General features: G+C 72.2%; 21 protein-coding genes. 9 read left to right on the forward strand and 12 right to left on the reverse strand.

Annotation, left to right across the window (positions count from 1 at the left end; genetic code table 11):
* The first annotated feature begins 208 nt into the window (after positions 1–208).
* Positions 209–1,498 carry a streptophobe family protein gene (locus ABZX40_RS33195; protein WP_355742848.1) on the forward strand — a complete coding sequence of 430 codons (1,290 nt, stop codon included), beginning with the start codon at positions 209–211 and terminating at the stop codon, positions 1,496–1,498.
* Between the two features lie 43 nt (positions 1,499–1,541).
* Here ABZX40_RS33195 and ABZX40_RS33200 read toward each other — a convergent pair whose 3' ends face one another.
* Complete coding sequence (locus tag ABZX40_RS33200; protein WP_355742845.1) at positions 1,542–1,952, reverse strand: hypothetical protein; 411 nt, start codon at positions 1,950–1,952, stop codon at positions 1,542–1,544.
* A gap of 550 nt (positions 1,953–2,502) precedes the next feature.
* The gene (gene mgrA / locus ABZX40_RS33205) at positions 2,503–3,495 is read right to left on the reverse strand and encodes an L-glyceraldehyde 3-phosphate reductase (RefSeq protein WP_355742842.1); all 993 of its coding nucleotides are present in this window, start codon (positions 3,493–3,495) and stop codon (positions 2,503–2,505) included.
* Between the two features lie 193 nt (positions 3,496–3,688).
* Here mgrA and ABZX40_RS33210 point away from each other — a divergent pair, with 193 nt between their 5' ends.
* Both ABZX40_RS33210 and ABZX40_RS33215 read left to right on the forward strand, forming a co-directional pair.
* A complete protein-coding gene (locus ABZX40_RS33210; protein WP_355742839.1) occupies positions 3,689–4,585 on the forward strand; it encodes a LysR substrate-binding domain-containing protein in 897 nt (298 codons plus the stop codon).
* 105 nt (positions 4,586–4,690) lie between these two features.
* The gene (locus ABZX40_RS33215) at positions 4,691–5,200 is read left to right on the forward strand and encodes a DinB family protein (RefSeq protein WP_355742836.1); all 510 of its coding nucleotides are present in this window, start codon (positions 4,691–4,693) and stop codon (positions 5,198–5,200) included.
* Here the strand turns inward: ABZX40_RS33215 and ABZX40_RS33220 are convergent.
* Positions 5,188–6,261: an adenosine deaminase gene (locus tag ABZX40_RS33220; protein WP_355742833.1), complete on the reverse strand. Its 1,074-nt coding sequence runs from the start codon at positions 6,259–6,261 to the stop codon at positions 5,188–5,190. The two genes, ABZX40_RS33215 and ABZX40_RS33220, sit on opposite strands and share 13 nt — an antisense overlap.
* A 108-nt stretch (positions 6,262–6,369) precedes the next feature.
* On the reverse strand, positions 6,370–6,774 hold the full coding sequence (locus tag ABZX40_RS33225; protein WP_355742830.1) for a VOC family protein: 405 nt from the start codon (positions 6,772–6,774) through the stop codon (positions 6,370–6,372).
* A 165-nt stretch (positions 6,775–6,939) separates the two neighbouring features.
* Here ABZX40_RS33225 and ABZX40_RS33230 point away from each other — a divergent pair, with 165 nt between their 5' ends.
* Positions 6,940–7,401, forward strand: coding sequence for a pyridoxamine 5'-phosphate oxidase family protein (locus ABZX40_RS33230; RefSeq protein ID WP_355742827.1), 462 nt, complete (start codon positions 6,940–6,942; stop codon positions 7,399–7,401).
* Between the two features lie 337 nt (positions 7,402–7,738).
* On the opposite strand, the gene ABZX40_RS33235 is transcribed toward ABZX40_RS33230, so the two are convergent.
* The 3 genes from ABZX40_RS33235 to ABZX40_RS33245 all read right to left on the reverse strand — a co-directional run bounded on the left by ABZX40_RS33235 (position 7,739) and on the right by ABZX40_RS33245 (position 10,221).
* Entirely contained in the window at positions 7,739–8,848 is a 1,110-nt protein-coding gene (locus ABZX40_RS33235) for a CU044_5270 family protein (RefSeq protein WP_355742824.1), read from the reverse strand.
* Positions 8,845–9,552 (reverse strand): RNA polymerase sigma factor, encoded by a 708-nt coding sequence (locus tag ABZX40_RS33240; protein ID WP_355742821.1) that lies wholly within the window; start codon positions 9,550–9,552, stop codon positions 8,845–8,847. The genes ABZX40_RS33235 and ABZX40_RS33240 overlap by 4 nt, the downstream gene beginning before the upstream one ends.
* Positions 9,553–9,624: 72 nt before the next feature.
* On the reverse strand, positions 9,625–10,221 hold the full coding sequence (locus ABZX40_RS33245) for a TetR/AcrR family transcriptional regulator (protein WP_355742818.1): 597 nt from the start codon (positions 10,219–10,221) through the stop codon (positions 9,625–9,627).
* Positions 10,222–10,392: 171 nt separating this feature from the next.
* Between ABZX40_RS33245 and ABZX40_RS33250 the strand changes: the two genes are divergently transcribed.
* Entirely contained in the window at positions 10,393–10,908 is a 516-nt protein-coding gene (locus ABZX40_RS33250) for a quercetin 2,3-dioxygenase (RefSeq protein WP_355742815.1), read from the forward strand.
* Positions 10,909–10,947: 39 nt separating this feature from the next.
* Here the strand turns inward: ABZX40_RS33250 and ABZX40_RS33255 are convergent, their stop codons facing one another.
* Together ABZX40_RS33255 and ABZX40_RS33260 are read right to left on the reverse strand one after the other, a co-directional pair.
* On the reverse strand, positions 10,948–12,330 hold the full coding sequence (locus ABZX40_RS33255; protein ID WP_355742812.1) for a phospholipase: 1,383 nt from the start codon (positions 12,328–12,330) through the stop codon (positions 10,948–10,950).
* A gap of 79 nt (positions 12,331–12,409) precedes the next feature.
* Complete coding sequence (locus ABZX40_RS33260) at positions 12,410–13,294, reverse strand: glycoside hydrolase family 19 protein (protein ID WP_355742809.1); 885 nt, start codon at positions 13,292–13,294, stop codon at positions 12,410–12,412.
* A gap of 251 nt (positions 13,295–13,545) precedes the next feature.
* Between ABZX40_RS33260 and ABZX40_RS33265 the strand changes: the two genes are divergently transcribed.
* Both ABZX40_RS33265 and ABZX40_RS33270 read left to right on the forward strand, forming a co-directional pair.
* Entirely contained in the window at positions 13,546–14,481 is a 936-nt protein-coding gene (locus ABZX40_RS33265; RefSeq protein ID WP_355742806.1) for a condensation domain-containing protein, read from the forward strand.
* Positions 14,482–14,528: 47 nt separating this feature from the next.
* Positions 14,529–15,173, forward strand: coding sequence for a hypothetical protein (locus ABZX40_RS33270; RefSeq protein ID WP_355742803.1), 645 nt, complete (start codon positions 14,529–14,531; stop codon positions 15,171–15,173).
* On the opposite strand, the gene ABZX40_RS33275 is transcribed toward ABZX40_RS33270, so the two are convergent.
* Positions 15,163–16,527 (reverse strand): MATE family efflux transporter, encoded by a 1,365-nt coding sequence (locus ABZX40_RS33275; RefSeq protein ID WP_355742801.1) that lies wholly within the window; start codon positions 16,525–16,527, stop codon positions 15,163–15,165. The two genes, ABZX40_RS33270 and ABZX40_RS33275, sit on opposite strands and share 11 nt — an antisense overlap.
* Positions 16,524–17,510 (reverse strand): aminoglycoside phosphotransferase family protein, encoded by a 987-nt coding sequence (locus ABZX40_RS33280; protein WP_355742798.1) that lies wholly within the window; start codon positions 17,508–17,510, stop codon positions 16,524–16,526. The genes ABZX40_RS33275 and ABZX40_RS33280 overlap by 4 nt, the downstream gene beginning before the upstream one ends.
* Before the next feature lie 501 nt (positions 17,511–18,011).
* On the opposite strand from ABZX40_RS33280, the gene ABZX40_RS33285 reads away from it, so the two are divergent.
* Complete coding sequence (locus ABZX40_RS33285) at positions 18,012–18,383, forward strand: hypothetical protein (RefSeq protein WP_355742795.1); 372 nt, start codon at positions 18,012–18,014, stop codon at positions 18,381–18,383.
* Positions 18,384–18,424: 41 nt separating this feature from the next.
* On the opposite strand, the gene ABZX40_RS33290 is transcribed toward ABZX40_RS33285, so the two are convergent.
* Positions 18,425–19,228, reverse strand: coding sequence for an SDR family NAD(P)-dependent oxidoreductase (locus ABZX40_RS33290; protein ID WP_355742792.1), 804 nt, complete (start codon positions 19,226–19,228; stop codon positions 18,425–18,427).
* A gap of 116 nt (positions 19,229–19,344) precedes the next feature.
* Here ABZX40_RS33290 and ABZX40_RS33295 point away from each other — a divergent pair, with 116 nt between their 5' ends.
* Entirely contained in the window at positions 19,345–20,418 is a 1,074-nt protein-coding gene (locus tag ABZX40_RS33295) for an acyl-CoA dehydrogenase family protein (RefSeq protein WP_355742789.1), read from the forward strand.
* Positions 20,419–20,455: the final 37 nt, after the last annotated feature.

Consider the following 20,455-nt stretch of genomic DNA (forward strand, 5'->3'; position numbering starts at 1 on the left):
CTGGTACCCAGAGCCGGGCCGCGCAGTCCCCGGGCGGAGAGCATGACGCGGTGTGTCGCGGCGCCGGGGAGATCGCGGTGGCTCGGCAGCAGTGTAGGCGGCGGGTGTTTCCTGTGTGGGCACTGTGTGCAAGTGGGGTGATGGGGGGCGTCTGCGCGGACGGACCTCCCGGCGGGCGGCCGGTGCGGTGGCTGCTTAGCGTGACAGGATGACCGCCCCCGTTCCCGGCCCGCCGCCCCTCGCCCGGCACGGCTGGTCCGACGCGCTGCTCACGGTGGTGGCCGGGCTGGCGGCGATGGGTACGGTGGCGGCGCTGGGACTGTGGGCGGCCGGGGCGCTGGAGCTGCCGGACTCGGCGTATCCGAGGGTGGTCGCGGCGACGGTGGTCACGGCGGTGGGCGGCACGGTGGAGATGCGCGGGGACGCGGGCGGGCTGGCGCGGACGGAGGCGGGTCTGAGGGTCGTGCCGTTGTCGGTGACGCTCGCCGGGGCCCTGGTGATCGGCCGCGGCTTCCTCCGGCCGCTGCGGCACGGGACGGCTGCGGACCTGGCGGGCTGGGCGCTGCGGATCGCGGTGCTGTGGGGGGCGGCTCTGCTCGGGCTGGCGTTCGCGGCGCGGCAGCTGTTCCGGATCCCGCTGGGCGAGGGCGCGGCGCGTGACCTGACGGAGTTGTTCGGGATCTCCCCCGAGGTCGGTTTCACCACCGATGTGCCGCTCACGGTGCTGTTCGGGCTGCTGTGGCTGGCGGGGGTGTTCGTGCTGGCGCTGCTGGTCGCGCGCCGGGCACCGCTGCCGGGACCGGCGGCGCGGCTGCGGGCGTCGGCGGGGCCGGTGGCGTACGCGACGGTGGGGCTGCTGCTGGGGACGGTGGGGGTGGGGGCGGTGATCGGGCTGGTGGTGGCGGCCTCGCGGGGGCACGCGGCGGACACCTTCGCGGTGCTGCTGCTGGGGCTGCCGAATCTGGTGTGGCTGGTGTTCACGCTGGGGCTGGGGGCCACCTGGCACGGCCGGGTGGACGGCCCGTTCGGGCTGCCCATGCCCCGGCTCCTGGACCAGGTGCTGCGCGGCCCGGAGGTGTCGACGCTGAATCTGCGCACGCTGACGGAGTACGACGGCCGGGTGTGGTGGCTGGTCGCGGTGGACGCGGTACTGGTGCTGGGCGCGGCGTGCGTGCTGGGGGCCCGCTCCCCCGCCCGCACCCCGCTGTGGCGGCACGCGGCACGGACGGCGGTGGGGATGGCGGTGGGCCTGGTGCTGACGGTGCTGATGATCTGTCTGCTCTGCCGGATCAGCGCCCACTACGGACTGTCCGTCCTGGGCATCGGCAGTCTGGGCGGAGACCTCGCCGGGGAACTGCTCCTGCGACCGGAGGTGTGGCGGGCGCTGGGGCTGGCGGCGCTGTGGGGAGTGGTGGCGGGCGGCGTGGGCGGCCTGCTGACCGCGGGGGCCCGCCGGGCGAGGGACCTGGCGGGGGGCAGGGGCGGGGCGGGGTCGTGACGGCTCGGGCCGAACGGCGTCCAGGGCGGTCGTCCGCGTCGGCTCAAGCCACCGGCACCACCAGCGCCGGGACCGTCCGCTGCATCCGCAGGGCGTCGACCGACTCGGCCAGCAGCTCGTACTCGGTGGTGTCGTCGTTGGCCGCGATCCGGACCAGCCGCCCTACCGCGAGCTGGTCGGCCACCAGTTCCTGCTGGGCCGCGTCCGCGCACCAGCGGCGCAGCAGCCGGGGGACGTCCGGGACGGTCTCGGCGACCGGGACCAGGGCTCCCTGCGGGAAGGCCGAACTGGTGGGGAGCGGGTCGAGCCGCTCCGCTATCCAGGAGGCCCGGTCACGCAGCCACCAGAGCGCCAGTGCCAGCGTCGGTGCGCGATAGGTGCCGAGCGGAACGCCGATCCGCCGGCCGTCGCACACTCCGTACGCCGTGACATGGCACAGGAATTCGTCGTGCACCTTTCCACTCCCCCGCTGATCGCGTGCGGCCTTGCCTCGCTTTCGTGCGGCTCCGGAGCGGTGAACTGCCCCTCACGTTGAGTATGTTCACTCTTGACACACTGTCACCATTACTTTCCGGCCAGTCTCTTGGCATATTCCCGGGGCCGGATGGCCGAAACGGTGAGGTTTGGCCGACGGCGGGCGCATAAGCCGCCGGTGAGGGCCGGGGTGCGAGCGGCTGCGGAGGCGGGCCGGGAGGGCGGAGAGGGACAGGCCGACGGTACATCGGAGGAGGCGGAACGGAAGCAAATCGGTGGAGGAGCACGCACCCGTACGCGCCCTCGACGGCTGAGCACGCACCCTTGCGCGCCCCGTGCGCCCGGTGTACCCCGGCGCGCACCTTGCGTGCCCGCCCCCTCCGTCCCCCCTCACTCCCCCGCTGGAGCGACCCTCACCGGTCGCCCGCCCTGCCCGTCGCCCCGTCCCTCGCCCGGCACCCGGCACCCGGCACCCGGCACCCGGCACCCGGCCGATCCTCGCCCGGCGCCCGCCCCGCCCCGCCCTTCCCTCAGCCCTTGACGATCTTGTCGATCCGTGCCAGTTCCTCGGCGTCGAAGTCCAGGTTGCGGGCGGCGCCCACGCTGTCCTCCAGCTGGGCGACGCTGCTCGCGCCGATCAGCGCCGAGGTGACCCGGCCACCCCGCAGCACCCAGGCAAGAGCGAGCTGCGCGAGGGTCTGGCCCCGGCTCCCGGCGATCTCGTTCAGCGCGCGCAGCCGCTCCAGTTGCTCGGCGACGGTGTCCGCGGTCAGGAACGGACTGGCACCGGCGGCCCGGGAACCCTCGGGGATACCGCCGTCGAGGTAACGGCCGGTGAGCAGGCCCTGCTCCAGCGGGGAGTAGGCGATGGAGCCGATGCCCAGCTCGTCCAGCGTGTCGAGCAGGCCCTCGTCCTCGGGGCGGCGGTCCAGCAGGGAGTAGCGCGGCTGGTGGATCAGCAGCGGGGTGCCCAGCTCGCGCAGGATCCGGGCGGCCTCCCGGGTCTGGGCGGCGGAGTAGTTGGACACCCCCACGTACAGCGCCTTGCCTTGCCGCACGGCGGAGTGCAGCGCGCCCATCGTCTCCTCCAGCGGAGTGTCCGGGTCGTAGCGGTGCGAGTAGAAGATGTCGACGTACTCCAGGCCCATCCGCGTGAGGCTCTGGTCGAGCGAGGACAGCAGGTACTTGCGCGAACCCCACTCGCCGTAGGGGCCGGGCCACATCAGATAGCCCGCCTTGGTGGAGATCACCAGTTCGTCGCGGTACGGGGTGAAGTCGGCGCGCAGGGCGTCACCGAGCGCGGACTCGGCGGCGCCGGGCGGTGGACCGTAGTTGTTGGCGAGGTCGAAGTGGGTGACACCGAGGTCGAAGGCGCGGCGCAGGATGGCCCGCTGGGTCTCGGCGGGGCGGTCGGGGCCGAAATTGTGCCACAGGCCGAGGGAGAGCGCCGGGAGGCTCAGGCCGCTGCGTCCGGTGCGCCGGTAGGGCAGGTCCGCGTAACGGTCGGGGTGTGCGGTGTACAACGCGACTCCAGGGGGTTGGCGGGTCCGGCCGGCTGGTCGGCCGGACGGTCGGCCGGACCGGGCGGCTCACGGGGGTTCGGTTCGCTTCGGTTCGCTTCGGTTTCCGGGCGAACCGTCCCCCACTCTGACCCGCCTCCTGCACAGCGGTCCAACAGAAGAATCAGATGGAATTGAGCGACTACGCTGCTCAATCATGGAACTGCGCCATCTCCAGCACTTCGTCGCCGTCGCCGAGGACCAGCACTTCACCCGGGCCGCCGAGCGGCTGATGGTCTCCCAGTCGGGGCTGTCGGCCTCCATCCGGGCGCTGGAGCGCGAGCTGCGCGCCCCGCTGTTCGTGCGCACCACCCGCCGGGTGACCCTGACACCGGCCGGGCGGGCGCTGCTGGACGAGGCGGAGCGGATCCTCGCACAGGTCCGGTCGGCGCACGAGGCGGTGGCCGCGGTGCAGGGCGTGCTGCGCGGGATGCTGACGCTGGGCTCGGAGCAGTGCATCGCCGGGGTGCATGTGGCGCGGCTGCTGGCGGCGTTCCGGCGGTGCCATCCGGATGTGGAGATCTGTCTGCGGCAGGCGGGCTCGGGCGCGCTCTCCGAGGAGGTGGCGGCCGGGCGGCTGGATCTCGCCTTCGTGGTGCAGTCGGCGTCGGAGGACCCGGACCAGTTGCGGCGGGTGCCGCTGACCAGTGAGCCGATGACGGTGCTGTGCCATCCCGGGCACCGGCTGGCGCGGGCGGGCGCCGCAGTGACCCCGCGCGAGCTGGGCGGCGAGGTGTTCGTGGACTTCCACCCGGACTGGGGGCCGCGCCGCACCACGGACGCCGCGTTCGCCGCCGCGGGGGTGCGCCGCACGGTGGCGCTGGAGGTCAACGATGTGCACGGCCTGCTCGACATGGTGGACGAGAATCTCGGCATCGCGGTCGTCCCGGCCCACTTCCGCCTCAAGCGCGAGTCGCTCACCGCGCTGCCCGTGAAGGACACCGAGGACACGCTCTACGAGACGGTCGCCCTGCTGCCCCCGGCCCAGGCCACCAGCCCGGCGGCCCGCGCGCTGATGGGACTGCTGGAGCGGGACGGCGCGCACCGCGCGTAAGGGCCCACCGGCCGTGGCGGACGGCGGACGGCGGACGGCGGACGGCGGACGGCGGACGGCGGACGGCGGACGGCGGACGGCGGGAAGGTGCGCGATGGTTAAGCCATGCATGCCAAGGACATCCTCATCGACGGCTTCGGCCGGATCCAGGAAGAGGTCCACACCGTGGTGGAGGGCCTCGACCCCGAGCGGCTCAACGCCCGCCCCTCCCCCGGCGCCAATTCCGTGACCTGGCTGATCTGGCATCTCACCCGGGTGCAGGACGACCACATCGCGGACGCGTTCGGGCTGGACCAGATCTGGCTGACCGACGACTGGCCGGAACGCTTCGGGCTCGGCCTGCCCCGCCACGACACGGGCTACGGCCACACCCCGGCCGAGGTCGGCAGGGTACGGGTGGACGACGGCCGCCTTCTCACCGGCTACTACGACACCGTCCACACCCAGACCCTCGGGGCGCTGCGCGGAGTCGCCGCCAAGGATCTGGAGCGGGTGGTGGACGAGCGCTGGGAGCCGCCGGTCACGCTCGGGGTGCGGCTGGTCAGCGTGCTGTCCGACGATCTCCAGCATGTCGGGCAGGCCGCCTACGCCCGGGGGCTGCCTCAGCGGGCGTAGCCCGGGAGCACCACGTCCTCGATCAGTGCCGTGCGCTCGTCGAACGGGAGGAAGGCGCTCTTCAGCGCGTTCACGGTGACCGTGCGCAGATCGTCGACGGTCCAGCCCGCCTGGTCCACCAGCAGGGACATCTCGCGGGACATGGTGGTGCCGGAGACCAGTCGGTTGTCGGTGTTGAGGGTGACCCGGAAGCCCAGGTCCTTCAGGACGGTGATCGGGTGCTCGGCGATGGAGGTGGCCGCGCCCGTCTGGAGGTTGGAGGTCGGGCACATCTCCAGGGCGATCCGGCGGTCCCGGACCCACCCGGCGAGCCGCCCCAGCTTGCCGTCCACGATGTCGTCCATGATCCGCACGCCGTGCCCGATCCGCTGGGCGCCGCACACCTGGAGCGCCTGGTGGATGCTGGGCAGTCCGTGCGCCTCACCGGCGTGGATGGTGAACGGCACGCTCTCGCGGCGCAGATGCTCGAAGGCGGCGAGGTGGTCGGCGGGCGGGAAGCCGTCCTCGGCGCCGGCGATGTCGAAGCCGACGACCCCGGCGTCCCGGAACGCCACCGCCAGCTCGGCGGTCTCCCGCGTCCGGTCGAACATCCGCATCCCGCACAGCAGCGTGCCGACCCGGACCGGTGTGCCCATCGCCGCGGCCTTGGCCATCCCCGCCGCGAGCCCCTCCTGGACGGTCTCCACGACCTCCGGCAGGGTCAGCCCGCCGGTCAGCATCAGCTCCGGCGCGTACCGCACCTCGGCGTAGACGACCCCGTCGGCGGCGAGGTCGAGGACGTACTCCTCGGCGGTGCGCAGCAGTCCCTCCCGGGTCTGCATCACGGCGAGGGTGTGCTCGAAGGTGGCGATGTAGCGGACCAGGTCACCGGAGTTGGCGGCCTCGTAGTACCAGGCGGCGAGGGCGTCCGGGTCGGTGGTGGGCAGGGTGTGCCCGACGGTCGCGGCCAGTTCCACGACGGTGGCGGGGCGCAGTCCGCCGTCGAGGTGATCGTGGAGCACGGCCTTGGGGAGTCTGCGGAGGGTGGCGTCGTCAAGGGTGTCTACGCGCGTAGCGGTCATGATGGGTCGGTTCATTTCTGGACGGCCCCGGCGGGCGGGGCGTGAACGGGAGAGCGGGGAAAACGGGGAAGCGGGGAAGCGGGAGAGGCCGGGCTGCGGTGCGGTGCCCTACGGGGCGGCGGGCTGGAGCAGATCCCACCGGTTGCCGTACAGATCCTGGAAGACGGCGACCGAACCGTACGGCTCGTGCCGGGGGTCCTCCAGGAAGGTCACCCCGGCGGCCAGCATCCGGGCGTGGTCGCGGGCGAAGTCGTCGGTGTGCAGGAAGAACCCGACCCGGCCGCCGGTCTGGTCGCCGATCCGGGCGCGCTGGGCCTCGCCCTTGGCGCGGGCGAGCAGCAGGGCGGTGCCGGTGCCTTCGGCGCCTTCGGGGTTCGGTTCGACGACGACCCAGCGGGAGCCGTCGGGGCGCGGCGCGTCCTCGGCGAGACGGAAACCGAGGGCCTCGGTGTAGAAGCGGATGGCTTCGTCGTAGTCGTCGACGACAAGGCTGACCAGGGCGACGCGTCGCATCGGGACCTTCCGGGAGTGCGGTTGACCGGAGAGGTTATACGTAAAACGCGGGGTGCGCCACCCGGGGGCGTGCTCCTCCGTCCCGGGTCGTCCGCGCCCCTCCGCCGGGAGTCCTACACCCCTGGCCCGAGGCGCCGGGAGCGGCCGGCGGATAGCGTGCCCGGCATGACGACCATGGAGGTGCCGCGCGACCGCGAACAGCGCAAACGGGATGTGCTGGAGCGGCTGGAGAACGAGATGGACATCTGGGTGGCGTCGGCGGACACCGGAGGGGTGCCGTGTCTGGTCGCCCTGTGGTTCGTCTGGCACGAGGACGCGGTCTGGCTGGCGACCCGCCCCACCAATCCCACCGGCCGCAACCTCGCCACCGGCACCCGCGCGGCCCGGCTGGCGTTCGGTGACACCCGGGATGTCGTCCTGATCGACGGAGATGTGGAGGTCCACTCCCGCGAGAAGGTACCGGCCGCCGCGGCGGAAGCCTTCCACCGCAAAACGGGCTGGGACCCGCGAGCGGACCGCGCGGTGTACGCGTACTACCGGGTGCGCCCCAGGGCGGTCCAGTCCTGGCACGAGGTACGGGAGTTGCCGCAGCGGCACATCATGCGGGACGGGCGGTGGGTGGTCTGAGCCGGCGGGGGGCGAGCGGGGGCGGCGCGCGGGCGGGGAGCGGGGGCGGCGCGCGGGCGGGGAGCGGCCGTCCGTCCGAGCGGGGGCCGAGCTGCCGCTCGCCTGATGCCGCTCGGCTGTGCCGCGGTCTGGTGTCGGCGGCTGGGGTCTCACCCCGAGCGGCGGGGCACGGTCCAGCCGGATCTGAGCGGTGCACGGGGGTGGGTCGGATCGGAGGGGGTGCCCTGGGGGTGGGCCGGATCGGAGGGGGTGCCCTGGGAGCAGACCCCGACCCAAGCGGACGCACGCAGGCGCCCCGGGGCGTGGGCCATGCCCCCGGGCGCCGCGCGCCGGAAGGTCAGGACGGTGACGACTCGCCCGGGGTCTGCTTCATCCCGTCGACGACGGCCCGGTCGATGATCGCGCTGGTGTGCATGATCGTGCCGGGCTCGAAGATGACGCCCTCCTCCTCGCGCTCCTCCACCTGGACGCTGCGCTCACCGAGGAAGACAAAGGTCTTCCGGTCGAAGATCCACTCCTCCCGGGCGCCGCTGGTCTCGTCCAGCCGGGCCACCGCGATGCCCTCCCGCCCGGCCGCGTCCTCGGCGTCGTTCACCACGACGACCCCGGGGATCTTCGCGGCGGTCTTGAACAGCGCCGAGTACAGCTCGGCCGGCGGGTAGCTCTCGCCGAGCAGGTCGCCGATGGTGGAGAACGCCTGCTGGTCGGGCGAGTTGCCCATCCCCTCGGTCTCCTTGTAGATCTTCGCGAGCAGCTGGTCGGGGTCGGTGGTGAGCTGGGTGAGATAGTCGTACGAGGGGCCGTTGATGTTGGGCACGCGGGGGTTGCCCTGCTCGTCGGGCAGGCTCAGGGTCTCGCCCTCGGGGCCGTCGTTGACGGCGGGGTCGATGAGCCAGCCCTCGCTGCCGTCGGCGGACTGCCAGATCTGGCGGGTGTGCAGGGCATAGCTGGCGAGGCTGGCGTCGTCACCCTCGATCTTGAGGAAGGTGTCGGCGACCTGGGACTCGACGTAGACGAACTGCCCCGGGGCGACGGGCGGCCGGGAGGCGTCGTCGGAGGTGGCGGCGGCGAGCGAGATCCGGTCGAGCAGCTGGGGCACCCCGTCGGAGGTGACGGTGCCGAGGTCGGTGGTCAGGGCCGGGCCGGTGGCGAGGCCGCCGCCCCCACCGTTGTTCAGCACCGTGGCGGCGACGATCACACCGGTCACGGCGGCGGCCATCGCGGGCAGGGTGATCGCGGGGCGCGGCAGCCGCAGCCGCCGGGTCTTCACGCCGGAGGCGGCCACCCCCGTGCTCTCCTCGCGCTGGCGCATGTCCTGGATCTGGGCCATCAGACGCTCCTTGTGGAACTGGTGACGGCCCGGTGGCAGGTCGCGCGCTGTCCGGGACAGGAGCTGGGCACTCTCATCCTCCTCGGCAGGGCGCTGCCGGGACGGGTTCGCGTTCATCGGTTTCCTTCCTGTGCGGGCCGGATCGCGTGGTCGTGATCGCCTCTTGTCTGTCGGGCGGGGCGGACGGCTTCCCAGGTTCCGCGGACTTTTTCGCGGGCGGTGTCCGTCGGGGGCCGGGGCGCGGGGCGCGGGGCGGTGTCCAAGGGGCGGGCGAGTTCGGCCTCGGCGAGGGTGCGCAGCTTCTTGCGGGCCCGGGAGAGCCGGGAGGCGACCGTGCCGACGGGGATGCCGAGCGCCTCGGCGGCGGACTCGTAGTCCAGGCCCTCGCCGAGGCAGAGCGCGATGACCTCGCGCTCGGTGCGGCGCAGCGCGGCCAGTGAGGTGAGGACGGTCGCGAGGCGGCGGCGGTCGTCGAGGCGGCCGGCCACCTCGTCGGCGTGGTCGGGTACCGCCAGGGACAGTTCGGCCGCCGCGGCGGCACCGGCGGCGGCGCGGTAGCGGCGGTTGGAGCGGAACTGGTTGCGCGCGGTGTTGGTGGCGATGCCCAGCAGCCAGGGCCGCAGCGATCCCCCTTCGGGTCCGACTCTCTCCCGCAGCCGCCATGCCTCCAGGAAGGTGGCAGCCATGACGTCCTCGGCGGTCGACCAGTCGGCGGTCAGCCGGAAGGCATGGTTGTAGACCGCGCGGGCATAGCTGTCGAACAGCTCGGCGTACGCGGCCGGATCCCCGGCTCTGATCCGGGAACGCAGTTGAGTACTCACCTCAGACAACTGTCCGGCACCCTTCACCCGCTTCCCGTGACCTGGGTCACAACCCCCTCGCCCGGGGCGGGTTCAGTCCGCCCGGCGCGGCCAGCAGGCCAGCAGTTGGTCGGCGACGGTGTGCAGGGCCTCGCGCGGCACACCCGAGGCGGCCTGGACGGCGAGTCCCTGGACGACCGAGACCAGGAGCCGTGCGAGGGCCCGGGAGTCGGTGCCGGGCGGCAGACCGGCGGTGCCCGGGAAGGAGTCGAGCCGGTCGGCGAGGACGGTCACCCCGTCCTCGCGGAGCCCGGTCAGATACGCGCGCACCGACGCCGAGCGCGGGTTCACCACCAGCGCGCCCTGCACCACCAGACAGCCGGGCGGGGTGTCCTCACCGGCGACGGCCTCCACCGCCCCGTGCAGGAAGGTGTGCGCCAGCGCCTCGGCCGTGGGCTGTTCGAGGGCGGCCCCCAGATAGGAACCGGGTCCCGCCATATAGCGCTCGACGGCCTTGCGGAAGAGGGTCTCCTTGTCGCCGAACGCCGCGTAGACGCTGGGGGCGCTCATCCCCATGGCCGCGGTCAGATCGGACAGGGCGGTGCCTTCGTAGCCCTGGGTCCAGAAGGTCAGCATGGCCGCGTCCAGCGCCCGCTCGGGGTCGTAGCCGCGCGGCCGGCCACCCGGCATGAGCCCGCCTCCCCTTCTGCCCCCGCCCGTGCGGGAGCGCCTGCGCGCAGCCTATCGAGGGCGTGGTTGACACCCCGTCATGGGACCGGAATAGTTTCCTAGCGATCGTTAGGATACTGCTGCTCAGTGCTGCTCAGAGATGCTCAGTAATGCTCAGCGACAAGGAGAGCCATGAGCCTGATCGATCCGTACGCGGCCGATCCCCGCTACACCCAGCGCGGCGCGGTCTATGTGCCCGCCGGGGAGGGGCAGACCTCCTGGGTGTTCGCCGACACCTACACCCTCAAGGCCGGTGCGCGGGAGACGAACGGGTCGCTGACGTTCCTGGAGGCGACGGTGCCGCCGGACGGGGGGCCGGGACCGCATGTCCACAACGATCACGACGAGACGTTCTATGTCATCTCCGGCGAGCTGGAGTTCCTCAACGGGGACGAGACGGTGACCGCCGGGCCCGGCGGGTTCTTCTTCGTCCCGCGCGGCACCCGGCACCGCTTCCGCAACCGCGGCCACCACGCCGTCAAGATGATCTTCTTCTTCACTCCGGGCGGCATAGAGGAACTCCTCCTCGCCAGTGCCACCCCCGCCGAACCCGGGGTGGCACCTCCCGTCCGCGATCTCAGCGTCGCCGCGCCCCCGGCCGAACTGATGGAGCGCTACGGCACGGAGAACCTCCCCGACCCCGAGTAGACGGGAGTCGGGAGTCGGGAGACGGCCGGTGCGCCGGGGTCACGGGTAGACGTAGGTGTTCAGGGTGTCGACCGCCGCCTTGGTGTTGCCCAGGTCGTAGCGGTCCACGGCGAGGAAGGTGGGCTTCTTGCGGGCGGCGGGCTCGCAGAAGCGGCGGGCGCGGTCGGTGAGCTTGGTGTTGTCGGTCCCGGCGGTGCCGGACATGGTGGTGTCCCGGAAGTGGTTCATGACGAAGAGCGGCTTGAAGGCACCCTCGGTACGGGTCAGGGGGATGTTGGTGCCCGGCCCGTACCAGCGGCTGTAGCAGGACCAGTCGGAGGCGCCCACGCCGGAGCCCATGGACCAGTGGTTCTCCACGGTCCACTCGCTCTGGTACATCACCCCGAAGCTGTCCCGGGTCAGTCCCGCGGACTGATCGGCGGCGCGGCTGTGGTCGGTGAAGATCAGCAGGCGGTCGTTCGCGGCGATCAGATCGGCGACCCTGGGCCAGCCGTTCTGCCGGACGCCGGTCAGGTCGGGGCGATGGAGGAGGTCGGAGAGGCCATTGACCCGGGCGAGTTCGGAGCGCAGGACGCCCGGGTCGACATAGTCCTCCAGGAAGACGGTGGCGATCTGGTCGGGGTGGGCCCTGAGGAAGTCCACGATCCGCTGGAGGTCGACCCAGAGCGCGACCGGGCGGCTGACCAGGGTGCAGCTGTTGTGGCAGAGGATCGCGCCGTCCGGGGTCTGATGGATGTCGAGCATGAACCCCCGCACCCCGTCAGCGAGTTGCTGCTCGATGCCGCGCGACTGGTTGGGGAACAGATTGACGAAGGGCGGGGCGAAACCGCCGTCGACGCCATTGGCGTAGGCGTTGTGCGCGGTGAGGAAGGTGACCTGGTCCAGGGTGCGCTCGCTCTCGGGCGGCATGGGGCGGGTCGCGGGGGTGACCGGGGTGAGATACCAGGTGGCGAGGGTGCCGGAGCCGCCGAGGGTGAGCCGGGCCGGGTAGTTGGCTCCGGAGGGCTTGGCGGCGACCGTGAGATGGCGGTCGGTGCCGGGGGCCTTCAGGGTGTACCGGTCCGCTCCGGCGGAGGTGATCTCCCACAGGGCGTCGCCGCTGCCGCAGGCGACGGTTCCGGCCTGGTCGCCGGACCTGCCGAGACAGGACCCGGCGGTGTCGGCGCTCTCCAGGACATGCCCCGAGCCACTCACCCGCAGGGTCCACTGCTGGCGGTCCTCGTTGCCCTTGGGGTTGTGCTGTTCGACGGCTCCGCCCGCGTCGGAGGCGTTCAGACCGGTGACGGCGCTCTGTACGTAGTAGGCGCCGGGCGTGGGGACGGGGGCGGGGGCGGCCTGGGCCGCCGCGCCGGCCGGAACGGGGGCCACGGCCGACGCGGCGAGCACGACGGCCGTGGCGAGCAGGGTGTGGGGGGTGCGCATGACGGGGTCCTTCGTCCGGGGCGGAAGGGTCGGATGCAGCATCGGTCAGGTGCATGACATCACGCCCCGCCGGACCGCGTCAGCAGTACAAGTTGCTCCCGGGTGAGACTCCGAGGATCTGAGTGAACCGGTTGTAGTTGTTGACCCGGCTCTGGACCTGCGCGGGGTTGCGGCCGTCGCACTCCAGGGAGCCGTTGATGGAGCGGATGGTCTGGCCGAAGCCGGCGCCGTTCACCATCGCGTTGTGGCCGGTCATGGTGCCGGGACCGCTCTGGGTGTTCCAGTACCAGAGGCCGGTCTTCCAGGCGACGGCCGCGTTGTTCTGGACTTGCCAGGGGTTGTTGAGCAGATCGATGCCCAGCGCGTCCCCGGCCGCCTTGTAGTTGAAGTTCCAGCTCAGCTGGATCGGGCCGCGCCCGTAGTAGGCGGCCTGACCGGCGGGGCAGCCGTAGGGCTGGCTGGTGTCGCAGTAGTGGGGGTAGTTGGCGGTGTTCTGCTCCACGATGTGGACCAGGCCGCCGGTCTCATGGCTGACGTTGGCGAGGAAGGCCGCGGCCTCCTGCTTCTTGACCGTGTCACTGCCGGTGTTGGCGAACGCCGGGAAGGCGCTCATCGCGGAGACCAGCCCGCTGTAGGTGTAGAAGGAGTTGCGGCTCGGGAACATCTGGTTGAACTGGGCCTCGCTGACCACGAAGCTGGCGTTGGGGGTGCCGGTGTCACACGCGTACGGCTCCCAGTACCAGGTGCTGATGGTCGGGTCGTAGCCCGGGTTGGCGTGCTCGGCGATGTACGCCTTCCCGTCGGTGTAGCGGACGATGGCTCCGGCGGCGTAGGACTGCCCGGCGACCCAGTTGGAGTAGCTGGAACAGGGAGCCGCGACCGCCTGCGTGGCCGGGAGGAACACCGGTACGGAGGCAGCGATGGCGACGGCGGCGAGAACTGCGGAGATGCGGCGCCTCTTCACGGAGTGAACTCCTTTTCAGGACACGGCCGCACCCGGAACAAGGCGGGAGGAGAGCCGACCTTGAGCGCACATGCCGGTGTCATACCGGTCACGGCGGTCGGGGGCGGCCGTGGTGGGGGGTTGTGGACGCACACTCAACCGCCTTGGTCTGTACCAGTCAAGGGTTTAGACCAGTTGCCGGATGTGGAGATTACGTCGATGCAGGTCAGGGACGCGGCCATGGACCCCGGGCACGGAGTTAGGCTCACTCGATGAGCGTGAGCGCGAGCGAAAGGACGCCCCGTCAGGCTCCGCTGTCCTGGGGGCAGGAGGTCTCCTGGTGGGAGCACCACGCCACCCCGCGCGCCGCCCGCCATCACTTCACCCTGTGCCAGGTGATCGAGCCCCGCCCGCCCCTCCCCGTCGACCGGGCGGAACGGATCCTGCACCGGCTGGTGACCCGCCATCCCGCGCTGCGCACCCGCTTCACCACCCGGCAGCACGAGGTGCCCGTCCCCGCACTGCCGGAGTTCCGTGACCGGTGGCTGGTGCGGGTGACGGTGGCGGCGGAGAGCGAGATACGGGAGGCGGGGCGGGCACTGTGGCACCGGCCGCGCGGTCATGTCTTCGACCTGGCGGACGGCTGCCCGGTGCGGTTCGGACTGGTCTGCCAGGACGGTCGGGTACCGGGGGTGTTCACCTGCTTCCACCATCTGGTGACGGACGCGCACGGAATGCTGGAGTTCGAGCGGGCGTTCGTGGCGGAGGTGGGGTGGGGGGTTGATTCGTCGGGGGTGGGTGGGTCTTCTGAGGGCTTGGCTCCCTTGCGCTTGGCTCCCGGGGACAGGTGTGCCGACGATTTACCTCCGGGAGACTTTCCTCCCATTCACATTTCCCCCCTCGACTGTGCCCTCACCGAAAACTCCGGCCGGTACGCATCCGCCCATTCCGCGGCCCTGGCGCGCTGGCGGGCAGCGGCCCGGCTGATGCCGGTGCGGATGTATCACCGGCCGCTCTCACCCGTGCCGGTCGGGGAGCGGCGGGCGATCGGGGAGGTGCGGGAGGACAAGGGCCTGGATGCCGCCCTCGACGGGATTTCGCGACGCCACCGCGTGCCGTACTCGGTGGCCCTTTCCGCGCTCTTCGCCAACGCCGGTACGCCGAACTCGACGCGGGCCGCGACGGGTTGGCCCTCGGCGGTGAGGTGACCCTGCGCGCTTCGCGCGGAGCGGGGCGGCTGCGGCTGAAGCTGGTCATGGAGGAAGGCGGCCCGGCCGCGGCCGATCTCCGTACGCTGCTGGATCTGTTCGCCGATCTCGCCGGGGCGGTGGCGGGTGGGGCCGATCCGCGGTTCTCGGAGTTTCCCGTTCTGATCGGAACGCGGGTCTTCCCGCACGAAGGACTTGCCCGGGTGGACGGTTCCTGGGTCGATCCGGGGGTGATCGAGGAGTTGCTGACCGCACTACCCGGGGTGCGGGAGGCGAGCGTTTCCATGAGCGAGGGGGAGGGGTTTCTCTCCGCTCGGGTCGTCGCGGACGGGCCTTTGTCGCCGGACGGTATCCGGCGTGAGCTGCTGGAATTGTTCGCCCTTTATCCGAGCGGGGTCGTTCCGGCCAGGATTCGGGTGGAGCCGGAATCCGCGGTACGGGTCGGCGGGCCCTTTCCTTCGTCTCCCGCCGAGAAGGCCCTTGCCGAAGTCCTCGGGGCGGCGGGGAATTCCGGGCCGGTGCGGATCGACGGCGAGGAGAGCTATCTCGGGCTCGGCGGGTCGCTGACGGCGATTCCGGGGATCGTGGCCGCGCTCGCCGCGCGGGGCCGGCGCGGTCTGGGTCCCGGGGGCTTCGCCGGGCATCGCTCGCTGCGGATGCTGGCCCGGCGGATGTGCCGGGTCAGCGGCTGACGGCCCGCTCCGGGAGCGCGGGCGAGGCGGCTGCCCTCGCCCCGGTCCGGCGGAGCAGCAGCAGGGCCGCGCCCGCGCTGAGGAGTTCACCGGCGCTGAGGGCGATCCATACGCCGTCGGTGCCCGAGGTGTGGCCCAGCACGACCACCAGCGGCGCCTTGACGACGAACAGGGTGCCGAGGGTGAGGAGATAGGCGGGGCCGGGATGACCCAGGGCCTGGAAGTAGCCGGCGGTCAGCGGGGCGACCCCGGCGACGGTCAGTCCGAGGGCGATGATCCGCAGGGCGTGGGCGGCCTCGCCCTCGGTCGCGGGGTCGTTGAGGAACGCGGCGGTGAGCGGCCCGGCCAGCAGCGCGAGAACGGCCGCGGCGGCGATGCCGTAGAGCAGACAGGCACGCAGGGCGAGGGTGCGGGCGCGGGTGACCCGGGCGGTCAGACCGCGTCCGGCGTTGTAGCCCACGAGGGGCTGGAGCCCTTGCCCCATGCCGGTGTGGGGCATCATCGCGAAGGTCTGGACGCGGGCGCACACCGCGTAGGCGGCGAGCGCGGTGAGGGCGCCGGTGGCGGCGAGGGTGGTGTTGACCAGCAGCGCCAGCAGGGTGACACCGATCCCGGCGACGAAGGACGGCAGTCCGAGGCCGAGCAGGGCGCGCAGGGTGGCGGCGTGCGGGCGCAGCGCGCCGGGCCCGAGGCGGTACGGGCGGCCGGGGCGGGCGAAGAAGAACCACAGGCTCATCGCGGTGCCCACCGCCTGCCCGCCGACCGTGCCCAGGGCCGCGCCCTCGACGCCCATGCCGAAGCCGAGGATCAGCAGCGGGTCGAGGGCGATCTGCACGAGGACGGCCGTCACCCACAGCAGGGTGGAGAAGCCGATGGCGCCCTCCGCGCGCACCAGGCTGGAGAAGCCGGTGGACACCAGGGCGCCGCAGAGCAGGATCAGCGCGTAGGCGCGGGCGTCGCCGTGCAGCGCGCCGCGCGCGCCCAGCAGTGCGAGCAGGGGGTCGAGGAAGGCGATACCGAGGACGGTGGTCGTGAGCGCCGTGCACCAGAAGAGGGTGAAGGCGTTGCCGGTGGCGCGGGCGGCGGCGGCCGGATCACCGGCACCGAGGGCGCGGGAGACCAGGGAGGCGCCGCCCGCTCCGACGGTGGTGGCGACCGCGCCGAGGAACAGCAGCAGCGGGGCGGTGAGATTGACGGCGGCCATCGCCCGGTCGCCGACACCCTGGCCGACGAACCAGGCGTTCGTCAGGGCGTAGACACCGTAGACGCCGACGGAGGCGGTGGTCTGGGCGCAGGTGCGCCACAGCAGCCCGCCCACCGGGCCGGTCGCGAGGCGGTGGGCGGTGTCCGTCACTTACGGGTGCGGCCGAGCTGCCCCATGATCTCGTCCAGCCGGGTGCGGGACACGTCGTACTGGGCGGTGTCGGTGTGGCCCCGGTAGACGGTCTCGACGACCATGACGAGGACGAGGTGCAGGGCGTAGAGGCGGCGGCGGGTCAGCTCGGTCGCGGTCAGCGGGGGGTGGCCGTAGCCGCGCAGGAAGGGGGCCGGGTCGCCGACGTCGGGGAGGACGATGCCGGTGAAGCCGTTCTCGATCAGCGGGTCGCCGTAGAAGGCCCGCTCATGGTCGATGAGTGAGACGATCCGGCCGTCGCGGACCAGGACGTTGCCGTGCCACAGGTCCCACTCCACCAGGCGGGGTTCACGGACCTCGTCCAGGCCGGGGGCGTGCTCGGCCAGCACCTCGCGGACGGTGCCGTAGTCCCAGCCGAGGTCGACGCGGCGGCGTTCGCCGTCGGTGAGGACATCCTCGACGATGCCGGTGAAGACCCGGCGCCAGGAGGCGTCGCCCGGCCCGGCGAGCGGCCCGAACGCGGGACCGCGCACCTCGTTGATCTCCCGATTGGCGGCGCCGACCTGCTCCTTGTACGCGGCCAGCCGCGCGGCGGTCAGGCCGGGTCCGGCGACATGCAGATTGTCGCCGTCGATGAACGCCATGCAGAACCAGTCGGCGTCGCACAGATCGTGGCTGCGGTCGGCGAAGTCGACCCGGGGGACGGGGACGGCGGTGTGCTTGCCGATCAGGTCGAGTGCCGCCAGTTCGATGGCCATGGCGCCGCGCTCATAGGTCATGACCTCGACGCCGGGCGGGGGCGCGATCTTCAGGACGGCCTCGTAGCCGTCGCGCAGGCGCAGCCGGTAGGCGACGTTGAACCAGCCGTGCTCCAACTCCTGGATCCAGCCGTCGCCTTCCGGGATCCGGTCGGCTCCATAGGCGCGGGCCGCGATGGCCCGCAGGGTTCCCGGGGTCTGCCGGTTCTTGGTGATGCTCTCCACGCCCACTCCCTGATTTCGACGCGTCCCATCGGCTTTCGGCGCAATGACACTGTACGGCCCGCCCACCGGACCGCGATCAAGGCGGCGGGACGGTTTCGAAGCCATGAGCGGTTACCGGGGAAGTGGAGGTGCTGTGCCCTTGCTCATCACACGATCCGACCATGCCGAGGTCAGCGGATTTCGATCGCCGGGGCCGGGAGAAGGGCGGGGGCGCTCTTCCGCCGTCCCTCGGGAGCGGTCTGGAAGGAGAATTATCCGATCCCCGGATCTCACGCGTTCTCGAATCCCGCGAGTTCCGAGATCTCCGCCGTACCGTGGCGATCAGATCCCGGACCCTGCGGGAACTGGACGCGGATCCGCTGTACGCGTCCGGGATACCGGACGAGGTGAGTCTTCAGCTCACCTACCGGTGCAATCTCCGCTGTCTGCACTGCTATCAGTGGGGCGACCAGGGATTCTTCCATCAATTCAGCCCCGCCCAGCCCGGGATTCCCCCGGCTCGTGGCCGACCCCGGCACCCACGCCCCGTCGTTCACCGCCCGCGACCGCTGGCCCGACGCCTTCGAACTGACCCGGCGCAGCCGTGCCGTTATCGGCAAACCCGGCGCCGGTACGCTCATCGATTCCCTCAACGCGGCGACCCCGGTGCTGTTCACCGAGCCGCTCGGGAACTGGGAGCGGGCGAACCGGGACGTCTGGTGCGCCCTGGGTTTCGGAATGGAATTCGCCGACTGGTTCCGCGCCCCCGATCACCGGACCCTGACGGTCATGCACGAGCGGCTGCGGACGGCCGTCGAGATGATCCCGTCCTATCCGGATCGGCTGGTCACGGAGGGATTTCCGGCGATGGTGGAACGGACGGCGGACACCTGACCTCAGCAGCGCGGCACGGTCCGGCCCGGCCCGGCTCGATTTCAGGAGCGCGGCACGGCCCGGCTCACCGCCTGTGACGCCTCCTCCCGGGACTGCTGGAGGCACATCGCGGCGTCGATCACATTCGGGCGGCCCGGGATGCACAGTTCGGCGCCCTGCTCCATGGCGCTGATCGCCGTGGCCGCGACCTTGTCGGCGTCCACCCACATGACCTTGGGAATGGTCGCGATCTCTTCCTCGCTGAATCCCGCGGTACGGGCGAACGCGGTGGGCACCGGGCCGGGGCACAGCGCGGTCACCGTGACCGGGGAATCCTGGAGTTCGAGAGCCAGGGTGCGGGAGAAGGAGAGCACGAACGCTTTCGAGGCGGCATAGGTCCCCTGGCCCGGCAAGGGGCGGAACGCGGCGACCGAGGACACATTCAGAATGGCCCCGGACTTCCGTGCGAGCATGCCGTCCACATAACGGCGGCAGAGTTCCACCACACTGGTCAGATTGAGTTCGATATGCGCGAGTTCCGATTCGACATCGCATTCTGCGATGCTGGTCCGGGTGGCGGCCCCGGCGGCGTTGACGAGGATGTCGACGGTCAGCCCCGACCGCTCGACCCGCTCCGCGAGATGCCGTCGGCCGGACCGCTCGGCCAGATCGGCTTCGACGGTCTCGACGCGCCCGCCGTGCCGCGCCGCGTCCTCGGCGACCTCACCGAGCCGGACCGGATCACGGCCGACCAGGACGGTGCCGTAGCCGCGTGCCGCGACGGCCCGTGCGAGGGCCGCGCCGATGCCCGAGGAGGCGCCTGTGATCAGTGCGGTGCCCTGTGCGGAGGGCGGCGGTAATGACATGGCCCCAACGTAGCGCCCCCGCACAGGGGATGTACCGGCACAGATCGGCCATTGATCAGCCGTGCACCCGCCGGGCCGGACCGGATGAAGAGGCTCCGGGGCGGAGAATCACCCCCATGACCACCACGCCCCCACCCCCACCCCCGCACCCCCTGGTCGACCGCGCCCGGCGCCTCGCCCATGACCTGCTCGCCCCGCAGGCCCAGCGGGTGGACCGGACGGAAGTGCCCCCGAGTCATCTCGCGGCGATCCGGGAGTCCGGGGTGCTGGGGGTGAGCGCGCCGGTGGCGTACGGCGGGGCGGGGGCGCCGGACGCGGTGGCGAGGGAGATCGCGGAGATTCTGGCGGGCGCCTGCTGTGCGACCTGGTTCGTCCAGACCCAGCACCACACGCCGGTCCGGCTGCTCGCCCGTTCCGACGCACCGGTGCGGGAGCGGCTGCTGCGTCCGCTGGCGACCGGTGAGCTGCTGGCCGGAATCGCGTACGCGCATGTCCGGGCCTATCCCCGGGTGCCGGTGCGGGCGACGGCCGAGCGGGGCGGCTGGCGGTTCGACGGGACCGTGCCCTGGTACACCGGCTGGGGGCTCAACGAGGTGATGCTGCTCGCGGGGATCAGTGAGGGGGACGCGGGCGCCGAGGTGGTGCTGGCCTTCGCGGACGCCCGGGAGCAGCCCGGGATGCGGGCGTCGGAGCCACTGCGGCTGGCGGCGCTGACGGCGGCGCGGACCGTCGCCGTGGAACTGGACGGTCTGTGGCTGCCGGAGGAGGCGGTGGTGCTGCGCACCCCGCGCGAGGCGTTCGCCGCCGTCGACCTGCCGCGCAGCGCGAACGCGTCCCCGGCGGTGTTCGGTATCGCCTACGCCGCGCTGGATCTGCTGGACGAGGAGGCGCGGGCCACCGTGGCGCCGCTGCGGGAGCGGATCGACGGGGTGCGGGAGCGGGCGTACGCGCTGGCCGAGTCGGCGGAGCCGGGGGAACGGATCGAGGAGCGGCTCACGCTGCGGGTCCGCGCGCACGATCTGATGCGGGCGGCGACCACGGCCGCGGTGGTGGCGGGCGGCGGCCGGGCGACCAGCCTCGACAGCCCGGCCCAGCGGCTGTACCGGGAGGGCATGTTCCTGCTGATCCAGGCCCAGACAGCACCGGTACGGGAGGCGCACTTGGGGCATCTGGGGGCGGGGGACGTCTAGGGCGAGCCCTTGTCCAGTACGAGCCCTGTCGAGCACG

The sequence above is a fragment of the Streptomyces sp. NPDC004610 genome (genome assembly GCF_040609715.1).
Classification (GTDB): Bacteria; Actinomycetota; Actinomycetes; order Streptomycetales; family Streptomycetaceae; genus Streptomyces.